The sequence below is a fragment of the Zhouia amylolytica genome, from assembly GCF_900116365.1.
GTDB classification, from domain to species: Bacteria; Bacteroidota; Bacteroidia; order Flavobacteriales; family Flavobacteriaceae; genus Zhouia; species Zhouia amylolytica.
The window spans coordinates 209,112-222,756 of record NZ_FPAG01000002.1 but is presented as its reverse complement, the minus strand read 5'-3'; the positions used below and the strand labels follow the sequence as shown (position 1 = coordinate 222,756).

General features: G+C 34.4%; 15 protein-coding genes. 5 read left to right on the top strand and 10 right to left on the bottom strand.

Features of this window, described 5'->3' with window-relative positions; all coding sequences use genetic code 11:
• Window positions 1-709: 709 nt before the first annotated feature.
• From rplI to rpsF, 3 genes are read right to left on the bottom strand one after another with little or no spacing between them, the layout of a single operon-like run.
• Window positions 710-1,177, bottom strand: a complete 468-nt coding sequence (rplI, locus tag BM361_RS03595) for a 50S ribosomal protein L9 (RefSeq protein WP_038264668.1) — start codon at window positions 1,175-1,177, stop codon at window positions 710-712.
• 16 nt (window positions 1,178-1,193) lie between these two features.
• Window positions 1,194-1,493 carry a 30S ribosomal protein S18 gene (gene rpsR, locus BM361_RS03590; RefSeq protein WP_175496547.1) on the bottom strand — a complete coding sequence of 100 codons (300 nt, stop codon included), beginning with the start codon at window positions 1,491-1,493 and terminating at the stop codon, window positions 1,194-1,196.
• Between the two features lie 2 nt (window positions 1,494-1,495).
• Entirely contained in the window at window positions 1,496-1,834 is a 339-nt protein-coding gene (gene rpsF / locus BM361_RS03585) for a 30S ribosomal protein S6 (RefSeq protein WP_038265493.1), read from the bottom strand.
• 191 nt (window positions 1,835-2,025) lie between these two features.
• Between rpsF and BM361_RS03580 the strand changes: the two genes are divergently transcribed.
• Entirely contained in the window at window positions 2,026-2,715 is a 690-nt protein-coding gene (locus BM361_RS03580; RefSeq protein WP_038265496.1) for a LytR/AlgR family response regulator transcription factor, read from the top strand.
• On the opposite strand, the gene priA is transcribed toward BM361_RS03580, so the two are convergent.
• From priA to nadC, 4 genes are all read right to left on the bottom strand, one after another.
• On the bottom strand, window positions 2,712-5,165 hold the full coding sequence (priA, locus tag BM361_RS03575; protein ID WP_074976955.1) for a replication restart helicase PriA: 2,454 nt from the start codon (window positions 5,163-5,165) through the stop codon (window positions 2,712-2,714). The two genes, BM361_RS03580 and priA, sit on opposite strands and share 4 nt — an antisense overlap.
• A 74-nt stretch (window positions 5,166-5,239) precedes the next feature.
• Window positions 5,240-5,788 (bottom strand): chalcone isomerase family protein, encoded by a 549-nt coding sequence (locus BM361_RS03570; protein WP_038264677.1) that lies wholly within the window; start codon window positions 5,786-5,788, stop codon window positions 5,240-5,242.
• 13 nt (window positions 5,789-5,801) lie between these two features.
• Complete coding sequence (locus tag BM361_RS03565; RefSeq protein ID WP_038264680.1) at window positions 5,802-6,791, bottom strand: YihY/virulence factor BrkB family protein; 990 nt, start codon at window positions 6,789-6,791, stop codon at window positions 5,802-5,804.
• A gap of 1 nt (window position 6,792) precedes the next feature.
• Window positions 6,793-7,650 carry a carboxylating nicotinate-nucleotide diphosphorylase gene (gene nadC, locus BM361_RS03560; RefSeq protein WP_038264684.1) on the bottom strand — a complete coding sequence of 286 codons (858 nt, stop codon included), beginning with the start codon at window positions 7,648-7,650 and terminating at the stop codon, window positions 6,793-6,795.
• A 100-nt stretch (window positions 7,651-7,750) separates the two neighbouring features.
• On the opposite strand from nadC, the gene rlmH reads away from it, so the two are divergent.
• A complete protein-coding gene (gene rlmH, locus BM361_RS03555) occupies window positions 7,751-8,224 on the top strand; it encodes a 23S rRNA (pseudouridine(1915)-N(3))-methyltransferase RlmH (RefSeq protein WP_074976953.1) in 474 nt (157 codons plus the stop codon).
• A 23-nt stretch (window positions 8,225-8,247) separates the two neighbouring features.
• On the opposite strand, the gene BM361_RS03550 is transcribed toward rlmH, so the two are convergent.
• Window positions 8,248-9,330 carry a BamA/TamA family outer membrane protein gene (locus tag BM361_RS03550; RefSeq protein WP_074976951.1) on the bottom strand — a complete coding sequence of 361 codons (1,083 nt, stop codon included), beginning with the start codon at window positions 9,328-9,330 and terminating at the stop codon, window positions 8,248-8,250.
• A gap of 75 nt (window positions 9,331-9,405) precedes the next feature.
• Between BM361_RS03550 and BM361_RS03545 the strand changes: the two genes are divergently transcribed.
• The 3 genes from BM361_RS03545 (at window position 9,406) to BM361_RS03535 (ending at window position 12,714) form a co-directional block, all read left to right on the top strand.
• The gene (locus BM361_RS03545) at window positions 9,406-9,975 is read left to right on the top strand and encodes a non-canonical purine NTP diphosphatase (protein ID WP_074976950.1); all 570 of its coding nucleotides are present in this window, start codon (window positions 9,406-9,408) and stop codon (window positions 9,973-9,975) included.
• Between the two features lie 94 nt (window positions 9,976-10,069).
• Window positions 10,070-11,743 carry a DEAD/DEAH box helicase gene (locus BM361_RS03540; protein ID WP_038264695.1) on the top strand — a complete coding sequence of 558 codons (1,674 nt, stop codon included), beginning with the start codon at window positions 10,070-10,072 and terminating at the stop codon, window positions 11,741-11,743.
• A 194-nt stretch (window positions 11,744-11,937) separates the two neighbouring features.
• Window positions 11,938-12,714 carry a carboxypeptidase-like regulatory domain-containing protein gene (locus tag BM361_RS03535; protein WP_074976948.1) on the top strand — a complete coding sequence of 259 codons (777 nt, stop codon included), beginning with the start codon at window positions 11,938-11,940 and terminating at the stop codon, window positions 12,712-12,714.
• Between the two features lie 8 nt (window positions 12,715-12,722).
• Here the strand turns inward: BM361_RS03535 and BM361_RS03530 are convergent, their stop codons facing one another.
• Window positions 12,723-13,103: a VOC family protein gene (locus BM361_RS03530; protein ID WP_038264701.1), complete on the bottom strand. Its 381-nt coding sequence runs from the start codon at window positions 13,101-13,103 to the stop codon at window positions 12,723-12,725.
• Window position 13,104: 1 nt separating this feature from the next.
• The gene (locus tag BM361_RS03525; RefSeq protein WP_074976946.1) at window positions 13,105-13,635 is read right to left on the bottom strand and encodes an SRPBCC family protein; all 531 of its coding nucleotides are present in this window, start codon (window positions 13,633-13,635) and stop codon (window positions 13,105-13,107) included.
• Window positions 13,636-13,645: the final 10 nt, after the last annotated feature.

Here is a 13,645-nt window from a genome sequence, read left to right as displayed (position 1 = left end):
TTAGAATAAACGACCCAATTAATATACCCGTGAGGTATAGAGTTTCAAAAAAATATTGAGATTGATTTTCGAAGTAATTGTTATCTCTCTTAAAAATAAAAGAGGTTGCCTAAATAGGCAACCTCTTTTATTTTAGTAAATCTTATTAATGACGTAGGCAGGGGCGTTATGAAAACAAAAGCACCCTAAAATCATCATTTAAAGCAGCGACTAAGTCCACTAATTCCTTCTAAAATAGAAAACGAAGAATTCAAATATTCTGAATTCCTTCAGCAAACCAAACTAAAAAAACATCCAAACAAAATCTTAAAATCAATTAGATATCCTGTAGATCATTCAAACAATTAGCCAAGCTCAAAGGTAAGTACCCCCCTACAAAAACCCTAAGTTATCCCCATGTTATCCCCATGTTATCCCCATATTATCCCTATGCCATCCTTATATTATCATCACAACATCCTTAAACTACACTTACTGTAATGAATAGTATAACCATTTTTATTTACCATTAAAACTTCAAAAAGTTAAAATGGAAGCAATAAAAATATCAGGTAACCTACGAGAAATAATAAGTGTAAAATTATTTAAGCCTTAAAAAAAAATAAAATAACAGAAGAAAGTGGCTAAAGGTGTTTTAGCCGAAAGAATTGGCTAAAAAAAAAGCCGTCTAGAAATTAGACGGCTTTAATTATATGATATGAAGATAAGATTACTTCTTGTCAGCTTTTACAGTTTCAGCAACAACTTCAAATGGGAAGTCGATAATAACCTCTCTGTGAAATCTGATAGTAGCATTATAAGGACCAGCAACTTTAACATTACCTCCAACAATGCTTACAAATTTCTTATCTAATTCAAAACCTTCTTTATTAATAGCTTCTGCAAGATCAGCGTTAGTAACAGAACCAAAAAGTTTATTACCTGTACCTGCTTTAGCAGATATTTTAATCTCAAGAGCTTTAACTCCTTCAGCTACCTTCTGAGCATCTTCAACGATTTTCTTCTCTTTGAATGCTCTCTGCTTAAGGTTTTCTGCTAATACTTTCTTCGCTGAAGAAGTAGCGATTACAGCAAACCCCTGAGGAATTAAATAATTACGTCCGTAACCGTTTTTTACGGTAACTACATCATCTTTAAAACCTAAGTTTTCTACGTCTTTCTTTAATATAAGTTCCATAATGCTCTTCTCCTTTTTATTTTAATAAATCGGTTACGTATGGCATTAAAGCTAAATGACGTGCTCTTTTAACAGCAGTAGCCACTTTTCTTTGGTACTTTAATGACGTTCCGGTAATTCTTCTTGGTAATAATTTACCTTGCTCGTTTACAAATTTTAATAAAAAGTCAGGATCTTTATAATCGATATATTTAATTCCAGACTTTTTAAAACGACAGTATTTCTTTGTCTTTGTAGTTTCAATGTTTAATGGAGTTAAATACCTGATTTCTCCATCTTTTTTTCCTTTAGCTTGTTGTTCAATACTTGACATAATCTCTAAGCTTTAGCATTAAGTTTATTTCTTCTTTTTTCTGCCCAAGCAATTGCATGCTTGTCTAACTTCACAGTTAAGAAACGCATAATACGCTCATCTCTTCTGAATTCTAATTCAAAAGGTTCGATTGCCTCACCTGGAGCAGTAAACTCAAATAAATGGTAAAAACCACTTTTCTTGTTTTGGATTGGATAAGCTAACTTCTTAAGCCCCCAATCTTCTTTAGATACCATTTTTGCCCCCTTAGAAATTAAGAAATCTTCGAACTTCTTAACTGTTTCCTTTATCTGAGTCTCAGATAAAACGGGATTTAAAATGAAAACAGTTTCGTAATGATTCATAAGTTTATTATATTTAACATTAAATTTCAAGGGTGCAAAAATAGTATATAATTGGGCACCAACAAAATATTTACCACTTAAATATACCCAAAAAGGGTAAAAGTCCCTATTTTATATTTAAACCTTGTGGAAATAGTATTTTTTCACTAAAATTGCTTACTGAAAACCAACAACTTAACCAAATCTCAGTTATGAGAATGAATTGTATAATTGTAGACGATTCTACCATGCAAAGGGCTGCTGTCGCTAAATTGGTAAAGAATCATCCTCTACTTCATTTGGTTGCTGAATATGGTAACGCCATTGAAGCAAAAACAGGACTGAAGAATGAGGACGTTGATCTTATCTTTTTAGATATAGAAATGCCTATTGTTAATGGTTTTGATTTGTTAGAATCACTGAACTCTCCTCCGCAGGTAATTTTAGTTACCGGAAAAGCGGAGTACGCATTGAAAGCATTCGATTATGATGTTACGGACTATTTGCATAAACCTATCACCTTAGACAGGTTCAATGCATCAGTTAAAAGAGCACACGAAAAATTTAAAGCGAAAGATGTCAATAACGAAGATGATGAACATATCTTTGTTAAAAGTAATCTGAAAAAACGCAAAGTTTTTCTAAACGAAATTCATTGGGTTGAAGCCTTAGGAGACTACATTAAGTTAGTTACCGAAGATGCGAATATTGTGATCCTTTCCACTATGAAGGCATTTGAAAAACAATTACCTAGTGATCGTTTTTTACGCATTCATAAGTCTTACATCGTTAACCTGGAGAAGGTAGAAAAGTTTAATAGCAAGATTGTAGAAGTAAATGGTAAACAAATACCTCTAAGTAGAAACAAAAAACAAGAGCTTTCGGAAGCTTTGAATAGTTAGTAGTTATCGACATTCAGTATAATCCTAATCGCTTTATACTGTGGAATCGCTTCAAAGCTTTTCTTTATTTTCCGAATTGTTGTCTTTACTTCTTTAATTGAACGCTTTGGAGGTATCTTTACCAAAACGTTCAGGAGATACTCGTTCCTAATTCTACCTACGGGAGGTTGTTCGGGCCCCAGAACATTAGAACCAAAACTATTCTTTAAAGAAGTACTAAACCAATTCGTACCTTCATGTAATTTCTGATAATCTCTATTCTTAAACGTTAGTTTAATAAGCCTGTAAAAAGGTGGATATTTATATTGCTTACGTTCATTTATCTGATCAGTAAACATATCTAAAAACTTATGCATCGAAGCCTGTTGCAAAATTTGATGATAAGGATTATACGTCTGAACAATAACCTTACCCCTTTTCCTGGTTCGACCTGCCCTACCTGCTACTTGCTGAATAAGTTGAAAACTTCGCTCATGAGCACGAAAATCAGGATGGTTTAATAAGTTATCCGCATTCATTATACCTACCAAAGTTACATTCCTAAAGTCTAAACCCTTGGTAAGCATCTGAGTTCCTACTAAAATATCAATCTCATGTTGCTCAAATGCTGTTATAATTTTCTCATACCCATACTTTCCTTTGGTAGTATCGGAATCCATTCGTGCAATGTTGGCTTTCGGAAACAAAGACTTTAACTCGACCTCTACCTGCTCAGTACCAAATCCTTTGGTATTAAGTTCTGAACTTCCACAAGACAGACAACTCTTTTGCTCGGCTATATGATATCCACAATAATGACAACGTAATTGTTTTTTATAGCGATGATATGTCAGACTTACATCACAATTAGGACATTGAGCAGAATGTCCACAAGTTTCACATTCTATAATCGGAGCAAACCCCCTCCTATTCTGAAAAAGTATCACTTGTTCTCCTTCACTCAACACTTCCTCTATCTCTTTTATAAGACGATCTGAAAAATGTCCATTCATCCGCTTTTTCTTGTGCTTCTCCTTTATATCCACAAGCTCCATCTCCGGCATCAAAACATTACCAAATCTTCTGTTCAATTCAACGAATCCATATTTACCCAGTTTTGCATTGTAATAGCTTTCAACACTTGGCGTAGCTGAACCCAGTAAGACTCTGGCCTTATGCATCATCGCTAAAACAATTGCAGCATCTCGAGCATGATATCTTGGAGCCGGATCAAATTGTTTGAAAGAGGTTTCATGTTCCTCATCCACGATTACCAAACCTAGATTGGTAAAAGGCAATAGGACAGAAGAACGTGCACCCAAAACAATTTGGGCCTTTGTATTATTCTCCATTATATGATTCCACACCTCTACTCTTTCATTCACAGAATACTTAGAATGATATACGCTTACTTTGTTGCCAAAGTAATCTTGTAATCGATGTATTAACTGAGTAGTCAAAGCGATTTCAGGAAGCAGATACAAAACTTGTTTTCCCTGGGCTATCATTCTTTCTATCAACTTCACATAGACTTCTGTTTTTCCTGATGAAGTAACACCATGTAATAATGTAACTTGATGCTTTTTATAATTTTCATCTATTTGCTTTAAAGCCTCCATTTGAAATTCATTAAGAACTTTGGATGCTTTTATTTCATGACCAGCATACTGAACCCTGTCTACCTGTAAATGATATTCCTGTAACACCTCTTTATCGATGAGCGTTTTTACAACACCTGAAGAAACTTTCGCCTTTTCCTCTAACTCCTTAACTTTAATCGGTTTTCTGGTTGCTGCCTCCAGAGTAAACAAATTTAATACCACTTCTTTTTGTTTTGGAGCGCGATTTAATTCATTTAATAGCGCTTGTAACCGGTCTTCGGAAGTATATGGAGGAGCTAAACGTATATACCTAACTAATTTAGGCTTGTACTGCTCATAAACCTCCTCTTTAAGGTTAAGCACCTGCTTATCCAGTAGGCGATTTAATACAGGAAAAACATTCTTTCGATCAATGATTTGACTTACTTCCTGTACCTTCAAAACAGGCTGATGCTGAAGTGCTTCATATACCAGCCACTCATCATCTTTCAATGCTGTTTCAGGCAAAGAAAATTTATCATTTTTCGTAATTATGGTTTCACTTTCTAATAAAAACGCAGAAGGCACTGCAGCCTTGAAAACATCTCCAATAGTACACATATAATAATCAGCTATCCACAACCAATGCTCTAGTTGCGTTGGTGAAACTATCGGAGCCTCATCAAGTAATTGATCTATTGGCTTTGCTTCATATAACGAAGGAGGTTCATTATGAATCCTAAAAACCAACGCTGTATATATCTTTTTTTTACCAAAAGGAACAGCTACGCGCATTCCTTGCTTCAAATAATCAGCTTCATTCTCTGAAACTTCATAAGTAAAAAGCTTTTCTATTGGAATAGGAAGTATTACATCGATATAATAACGCATATAGCAAATATAGCTTTTCAATTAAAAAAACCACCTCATTAAGGTGGTTTCTATTATCGATTCATTTTTCTAATTTAATGAAGCATTGCCTTTTTTAATTTCTTATCTGCTGGCTTATCACTCAACCAAATCCCAAACAAAGCTTCCTTAAATTCCTGTCCATCTACGGTTCCCAACAGTTTTCCATTTTTGTAGGTGGTAACCACCCCATCAGCCGCATAAATATCAAATACGTTGTCTCTTACAATCTCTTCATTAAAAAAGCTAATGAATTTTTTAATTTGCTCACTGGTAGCAAATCCCGTAGTGGAATTTTCAAATCCTTCCGTAACAGCATCAATCATTTTTTCTTGAGTTACTAAACCCGAAACAATATGCAACTTTATACACATCGGTTGCTCAGAGGAAATTATTTGTGATTCATTCCCAGATTTAGAAGTCAGATACAATGCCCCTGCATACAAATCAATCCAAAATTTTTCCCTTATTCCTGCGCCATTAAGCTCTAAATCATTATTGTTAATTGAAATACGATTTGGCAAAGTAGCATCTCCCACTTTAGTTTGGGCATTTATAGCTATGCCCGCTAACAATAAAACACTTAATACAACTATTTTTTTCATGTACATGCTCTTATTAGTTTAATCTTCTTTTCAAACTACGCAAGGTAGCATTCAACTCAAATCCTAACAATAAAACATTTGAATTTAACCAAATATAAAGCATTAATATTAATAAGGCTCCGATAACACCGTATAGCTCATTATATTTAGAAAAATTATCTATATAAACCCCGAATAAATAAGTTGTAACTATAATCAATATAGTCGTCAACAAAGCCCCAGGTGAGAAAAACTTAGATTGCTTCCCCTCGGCAGTTCCGAAATAATAAAGTAATGCAGAGGAAACATAAACAATTATTGTAAAGAAAATAAACCTTCCAAAAGAAACTGCTCTTTGAGCATCTACCAAACCCTCCTCTTGAATATATTTATCGACATAAACCTCAAAATAAACAAAAGCTGCTACACCAAACAACAACATAAGAGCTAACATAAGGGCAACCGCTACAGAAACAAAATACTGCTTGATCACATTTCTGGTTATCCTTACATGATATGAAGTTTCAAAACCTCCAAAAATAGCATTGATCCCATTAGCCATTAAGAAAATAGACAAAAAGAACACTGAAGACAATAAGCCCCCTCCTTTTTTATTAAATATATCATCTATTATTTGACCAAAAAAACCAACCGTTTGCTCTGGGAGTAAACTTTTAATAAATTCTTTAAAATCATTTTCAAAACTTGAAACAACACCCTGCCCTCTGACACCGTTAACCATTTCTGTTGTTTCAACAAATTTTGATACACCGGTAAAATCATCTACATAGGGTATTAAATTTAACACAAACAATAAAAAAGGGAATATAGCCATGAAGAAACTAAATGAAATAGCACTAGCTCTATAGGTAAGAGCCCCCTTTACAATTCCAATAAGATACATCTCAAGCAAATCATACAAAGACAGGCCTTCAAAACCTGGAAGTTTTATTTTCTTAAGGAGATCAACGATAATGTTGATTACAGGTATTTTTGCTAGTTTTTCTTCTATTTCGGTAGACATGCTACACAGCTTTTAGGCTCAAGTCCATATTATACACAGAATGCGTTAAGGCTCCTGAAGAAATATAATCAACTCCACATTCGGCATATTTCCTTAGCGTACTTTCATTTATTCCTCCCGAAGACTCTGTCTGACACCGGTTTCCAATTAATTTAACTGCTTTTCTGGTGTCTTCGTAACTAAAGTTATCTAATAAAATTCTATGTATTCCTTTAGATTTCAGAATCTCCTGAACTTCATTAAGATTTCTTGCTTCAACTATAATCTTCAGGTCTTTATGTTTGGATTTTAAATAATCCTGAGTTTTTGTAATTGCCTTAGTAATTCCCCCGGCAAAATCAATATGATTATCTTTTAACATAATCATATCATACAAGGCAAATCGATGATTTTCACCACCACCAATTTTAACAGCCCATTTTTCTAGCGCCCTGATTCCTGGAGTGGTTTTTCTGGTATCTAAAATATGAGCTCCTGTTCCTTCTAACAGTTTCACATATTTATTTGTTTTAGTAGCAATAGCACTCATTCGTTGCATGGCATTAAGAACAAGACGTTCTGCCTTTAAAATACTTTGAGAAGAACCGGAAACATACAACACAATATCTCCGTTTTCAACAATACTTCCATCCGGAATCAAGATTTCCACTTTAAGGCTCTTGTCCACCTCTTCAAACACCATTTTGGCAAAATCTACTCCTGCTATAATGCCTTTATCTTTAACAAGTAATTTAGCCCTTCCAGAGGCCGTTTGAGGAATACATGCCAATGAACTATGATCTCCATCCCCTATATCTTCTCTGAGGGAATTTTCGATTATTAACGCTAGCTCTTTCTGAAATTGCTCCTTGGATATCATAAAAAATTCTTTTGGCTAATTTATTAAAAAAGCAATAGTCTAATAGCTTAGGTTTACTAAAATTGAACACATAATGCTTTAAAGTAGTATTTTTGCTGGTATGAATATTAAGCTAATTGCAATCGGAAAAACTGACAACAGTCATTTACAGGAACTTATAAATGACTACCAAAAAAGGTTAGGGTTTTATGTTAAATTCAACCTCGAGATAATCCCTGACATAAAGAATGCTAAAAACCTCTCTGAAAGTCAACAAAAAGAAAAAGAAGGACAAATGATATTAAAAAAGATACAATCTACAGACCAACTCATTCTTCTTGATGAACAAGGGAAAAACTTTTCTTCCGAACATTTTGCCGAGTATCTACAAAAGAAAATGAATTCGGGTATCAAACAACTAGTATTTGTAATCGGTGGTCCTTATGGTTTTTCACAGGAAGTGTATCAAAAATCACAAGGTAAGATTTCATTATCCAAAATGACATTTTCTCACCAAATGGTTCGACTATTTTTCATTGAGCAAATCTATAGAGCATTCACCATTTTAAGAAATGAGCCCTATCATCATCGCTAGAAATATTATTTTAAACGTACTTATTAAAAAGCCTCTCCGATTCTAAAATACACTCCCCAGTCATCTTTTCCAAAAGCTGCATCTAAACCAATATTAAACTTTACATCCTTGAAGGCGGTATATCGATATCCAGCTCCTATTCCTGGATACATATTCCAGTTAAAACTCGCAGTGTCTGACCCATATATTGTCGCCAATCCTGCAAAACCAACCAATCCCATTTTATCATTAAAATTATACCGATATTCCCCTTGTAAAGCTAATAATCCATCTCCGCGATATTTGCCTTCTGAATACCCCCGAATATCCTTCCCACCAATGGTTACTTGTTGCTCAAACACAACATCTCCCAAACCAAATTGACCTGCAAATCTGGCTGCAATTACATCCTTTTCCTTTCGAACGGATATATATTTATTGAATTCTGATCTTATCTTATTGGAACTAAAATCATTTGAAAACCACTCGGGATAAGAAATCCATCTTAATTTTATTTTATTTCCGGATTTAGGATAATAAACAGCATCTCGCGTATCGGCTAAAAAATTCAATTCAAGTCCATGGGTACTAGTAACACTCGGGGGATTTAAATCATCTTCATAAACAGTGTCATAATGAGAGTAAGTATAGGTTAATCCTCCGAAAATATGAGAAATAATTTGACGTTGAAGGCCACCGCTTACAATTGTAGTTTTTGTACCATAATCATAGAAACCGGAATTATCCAAATCATCAACAAAAAACTGTGAATTATGATCCCCGGTAACCATAAAAAATGTGGCTCTCCATTTATCCTCCTTAAAATAGAACTTATTAAATAATGCTATAAAATAAGATTGATTAGTCGTATAAACCGCAGAAACCCCGGAAATTGATTTCGGAGAAACCTCATCCTCCTTGTCTATGCGATACATAACCATCGGAATACCTCCAAACATAAATTCTAAATTTCTATTATAACTCAAAAAAGGCATCAATTTAAAATCTAAACCCTTTTCAGTAATTATTTCCTCTTCATCATTATTCAATTCTTTCTTTTCGATGTTTTGTCCCGAAACTATGGCTGTAAAAAGAATCAAAGACGCTAATAATCTATACTTTTGCATTTATACCGATCTAAAACTTAAGATCCAAGTTAAATAAAAAAGCTTACAAATTAATATAATCATATAATTACCTTCATGAAATTAGTATTTGCTACACACAATCAAAATAAACTATTAGAGGTGAAAGCTTTATTACCGAAAAGCATAGAGCTTTTGAGCTTGGACGATATAGGTTGTACTGAAGAAATTCCGGAAACTTCAGATACTATTGAAGGCAATGCCATTCAAAAAGCTAATTATGTATCTGAGAAATACAATGTTAATTGTTTTGCAGACGATACAGGTTTAGAGGTGAAAGCCTTAAATGATGAACCAGGAGTACTATCAGCGAGGTATGCTGGCCCTGACAAAGATTCTAAAGCTAATATTACCAAATTATTGGAAGCATTGAAAGATGAGAACGACAGAGAGGCTAGATTTAAAACTGCAATTGCAGTGAATATCCAACGGGAAAAAATTCTTTTCGTAGGAATAGCTAGCGGGGCTATTAGTAATGAAGAGCGAGGAAATAAAGGATTTGGCTACGACCCGATATTCGTTCCGGAAGGCTACGACAAAACATTTGCAGAATTACCATTATCTGTCAAAAACAAAATTAGCCATCGTGCTAAAGCTATGCACCAACTCATTGATTATCTGAAATAAAGAGCTTACTCAACAATAAAACATAAATAATTCATTATTAATCAATTCATTACACATTAATCACTACCTTTGCGGCCAATTTTAGAAGATATTTATGAATCAATTTGAATTACTAGGACTGGATGAAACGTTATTGAACGCCATAAATGATATGGGATTTGAAACGCCTTCAGAAGTACAGGAAAAAGCTATTCCGGTTCTACTCTCACAAAAAACCGATATGGTTGCCCTGGCGCAAACCGGTACCGGTAAAACTGCCGCCTTTGGGTTTCCACTTATTCAAAAGATTAACGCCAAAGACAAAACCACACAAGGTTTAATACTCTCTCCTACGAGAGAACTATGCTTGCAAATTGCCAGCGAATTAAAAAATTACTCTAAATATGTTAAAGATCTTAATGTAGTCGCCATCTATGGAGGTGCAAGCATTACAGATCAGGCCAAAAAGGTAAAAAGAGGAGCTCAGGTTATCGTTGCGACCCCAGGTCGTATGCAAGACATGATCAACCGTTCATTGGTAGATATTACCAAAATTGAATATTGTGTCCTTGATGAAGCTGATGAAATGCTCAACATGGGATTTTATGAAGATATAAAATCTATATTGTCTCATACCCCTAGAGAAAAATCAACCTGGTTATTTTCGGCCACTATGCCGAAAGAAGTGCATCAGATTGCTAAAAAATTCATGTCTAAACCTTTTGAGATTACCGTGGGTAACAAAAACTCCGGAGCTCAAAATGTACAACACGAATATTATGTAGTGAATGGTCGTGAGCGCTATTTGGCATTAAAACGCCTTGCCGATGCAAATCCAGATATATTCTCAGTAGTATTCTGTAGAACGAAAAGAGATACGCAAAGTGTTGCAGAAAAGCTAATAGAAGATGGCTATAGTGCTGCAGCGTTACATGGAGATTTAAGTCAAAATCAACGTGACATCGTGATGAAGACTTTTAGAACACGCCAAATTCAGATGCTAGTTGCAACTGATGTGGCTGCAAGAGGAATTGATGTTGATGATGTAACTCACGTAATTAATTACCAATTACCAGACGAAATAGAAACTTACACTCACAGAAGTGGTAGAACCGGTAGAGCGGGTAAATCTGGTACTTCAATGGTTATTGTTACAAAAAGTGAATTGCGTAAAATCAAAGCAATTGAACGCATCATAAAAAAACCATTTGATGACAAAAAGATTCCAAATGCAGAAGAAGTTTGTGAAATTCAATTATACCATCTGGCCAGTAAGATAAAAAACACCGAAATAAACCAGGAAGTAAACAATTACTTGCCTGCCATTTACGACGTTTTAGAAGGTTTAGATCGTGAAGAGCTAATAAAAAAATTAGTTTCTGTTGAGTTTACGCGCTTTTTCGAATACTACAAACGCGCTAAAGACCTGAATGTTGAGATGAGTAATAAACGCGAAATACCCGCCAATGGTGATGTTCGTTACTTTATCAATATCGGAGAAAAGGATGGATATGACTGGAGGTCTCTAAAAGATTTCATTCGTGATGTAATGGAATTAGGAAAAGACGATATCTACAAGGTTGATGTTAAAGATAGCTTTTCATTTTTCAATACCGGATCTGAGCATAGTGAGGCCATTTTAGACATGTTTTCACAGTTTAAACTGGATGGTCGTTTCATTAATGTTGAGGTTTCCAAAAACACAAAAGACAGAAAAAAACGAAAAGATAAGTTTAAAAATAAAAAAGGAGACTCTAAAAACTCTTTTAAACGTAAACGCAGGAAATAATTCCAGTCGTTAATGTTAAATTAAAAATGCGCTTCTAGGCGCATTTTTTCGTTTTGTTTACTACTTTTAAGGCCTAGTACAAATTTATTATACACCTTATCAGCATTGCTATAGTTAATAGATTTGACAGAACAAAAACCTAGTAACCTGAAATACAACCCTCTGGAAACAAAGGAGGATCGAAAAATAAATGCATGAAAAAACAGTTTCTTTTTACACTTACTTTATTGTTCACGTTATTTTCTTTTGCCCAGGAAAAAGCAACTGATGACACAGTTAAAGGTATTGTCGTAAACGCACAAACTGAATTACCCATGGACAATGTGCATGTTTTAAACCTTAATCAAGTTCTGGGAACCATCACCAATGAAGAAGGAGCTTTTGAAATTTCTGCTAAAGTTAATGATACATTATACTTTTCGTTTATTGGTTACAAATCTTTCTCTGTTCGAGTTACTAACGACATGCTTAAATTCCAAAACACCAAGGTAAGTCTTACAGAAATGGCTTATGCCTTAGAAGATGTAGTGGTTCGACCCTTCCAATTAACGGGTTATCTGGAAATTGATTCAAAAAACATTCCAATCAGTAATGCTCCGCGATACAGTATTTCAGGTCTTAATATAGGTTATGAAGGAGGTAAAAGTAGTACCACTGGAATTACCAGTGCACTAGGAGCCCTGTTTAATCCTGCAGATTTTCTCCATAAATTGTTTGGAAAAAAACCTAAGCAAATGAGAAAACTTAGAAAAATGCAAGAAAATGATGAAATAAGGAGCTTACTTTCATCCAAATTTGACAGGGAAACATTAGCTGCATTATTACAGGTTAACACCAACGAAATCGATGATATCTTACGCTATTGTAATTATTCAGATGATTTTATAAAATCAGCAAATGACCTCCAAATCTTAGATGCTATTAGTGCATGTTATGAAGAATACAAAGTTTTAAACAGAAACAACAAATAAAATTTTGATTACTTCCTGGAGTGTAATGCAATTCGATTACCTTCGGTATCCAAAAAAACAGCCATATATCCAATATCCTCTTTTATCAAGGTCTTAGGCTGAATAATCTTCCCTCCTGAGGATTCGATTTTAGCTATTTCATTTTGTACATCATCAGATGAAAAATACAATAATGGGCCATAACGCTCGCTTGGCTTATACCATTCTTTATGAAACACTAAAGATCCTGCAGCACCTGGCTTCCCTTCTTCCCAAGGAAACCAACCCATTTTTAACTCTTTGAAATCTTCAATATGTATCTTTATATTAAATACCGTTTCGTAAAATATTTTGGCTCGCTCCATATCAAGAACAGGAATTTCGAACCATCCGACCATATTATTCATCATCTCATTTTTTTTCTAAGACTTTTTTTAATTGATTTAATCCTTCCTCAAAATCCTTACCAACTGCCTTATCCATATTCATGAACAACATAAAAATACGCATCGGAAATTTGTTTACTCCCTGAAAGCCCCAGGAAACTCTGGTTGTATTATCAGAAATCTCAGTAACCTTCAAATAGGCATCAGAAACTGACTTCCATGGCTTAATGAAGCGAAGTTGTGTTTCAACAATATCATTTTCTTTAATATGGGTAATCTCTTGCTCTCCTTCACCAACATCCTTATTACCTTTCCATCTGGAAACAAAACCTACCATACCGTCAGTACCTACAAATTCTTTTTGCATATCAGGATCCTTAGCCTCCCATGGCGACCATTCACTTTGGTTTTTCAAATACTTTAAATATTCAAATACCTCAGAAACCGGTTTGTTAATTGTAATATTTCTGTTAACGTGATAGTTTTTAGGAGAAATTACAGCCAACAGCAACAACAGCATTACGATGGCTGCTATAATGTAAATTAAAATTATCATATAAAGTTTG

Bases quoted from the DNA above. Each gene is read 5' to 3' on its own strand.
- priA (WP_074976955.1), bottom strand. From the start codon at position 5,165: ATGCGTTATTATATCGATGTAATACTTCCTATTCCAATAGAAAAGCTT.
- rlmH (WP_074976953.1), top strand. From the start codon at position 7,751: ATGAATATTAAGCTAATTGCAATCGGAAAAACTGACAACAGTCATTTA.
- rplI (WP_038264668.1), bottom strand. From the start codon at position 1,177: ATGGAACTTATATTAAAGAAAGACGTAGAAAACTTAGGTTTTAAAGAT.
- rpsF (WP_038265493.1), bottom strand. From the start codon at position 1,834: ATGAATCATTACGAAACTGTTTTCATTTTAAATCCCGTTTTATCTGAG.
- BM361_RS03525 (WP_074976946.1), bottom strand. From the start codon at position 13,635: ATGATAATTTTAATTTACATTATAGCAGCCATCGTAATGCTGTTGTTG.
- BM361_RS03580 (WP_038265496.1), top strand. From the start codon at position 2,026: ATGAGAATGAATTGTATAATTGTAGACGATTCTACCATGCAAAGGGCT.
- BM361_RS03565 (WP_038264680.1), bottom strand. From the start codon at position 6,791: ATGTCTACCGAAATAGAAGAAAAACTAGCAAAAATACCTGTAATCAAC.
- BM361_RS03550 (WP_074976951.1), bottom strand. From the start codon at position 9,330: ATGCAAAAGTATAGATTATTAGCGTCTTTGATTCTTTTTACAGCCATA.
- BM361_RS03570 (WP_038264677.1), bottom strand. From the start codon at position 5,788: ATGAAAAAAATAGTTGTATTAAGTGTTTTATTGTTAGCGGGCATAGCT.
- nadC (WP_038264684.1), bottom strand. From the start codon at position 7,650: ATGATATCCAAGGAGCAATTTCAGAAAGAGCTAGCGTTAATAATCGAA.
- BM361_RS03540 (WP_038264695.1), top strand. From the start codon at position 10,070: ATGAATCAATTTGAATTACTAGGACTGGATGAAACGTTATTGAACGCC.
- BM361_RS03535 (WP_074976948.1), top strand. From the start codon at position 11,938: ATGAAAAAACAGTTTCTTTTTACACTTACTTTATTGTTCACGTTATTT.
- BM361_RS03530 (WP_038264701.1), bottom strand. From the start codon at position 13,103: ATGATGAATAATATGGTCGGATGGTTCGAAATTCCTGTTCTTGATATG.
- BM361_RS03545 (WP_074976950.1), top strand. From the start codon at position 9,406: ATGAAATTAGTATTTGCTACACACAATCAAAATAAACTATTAGAGGTG.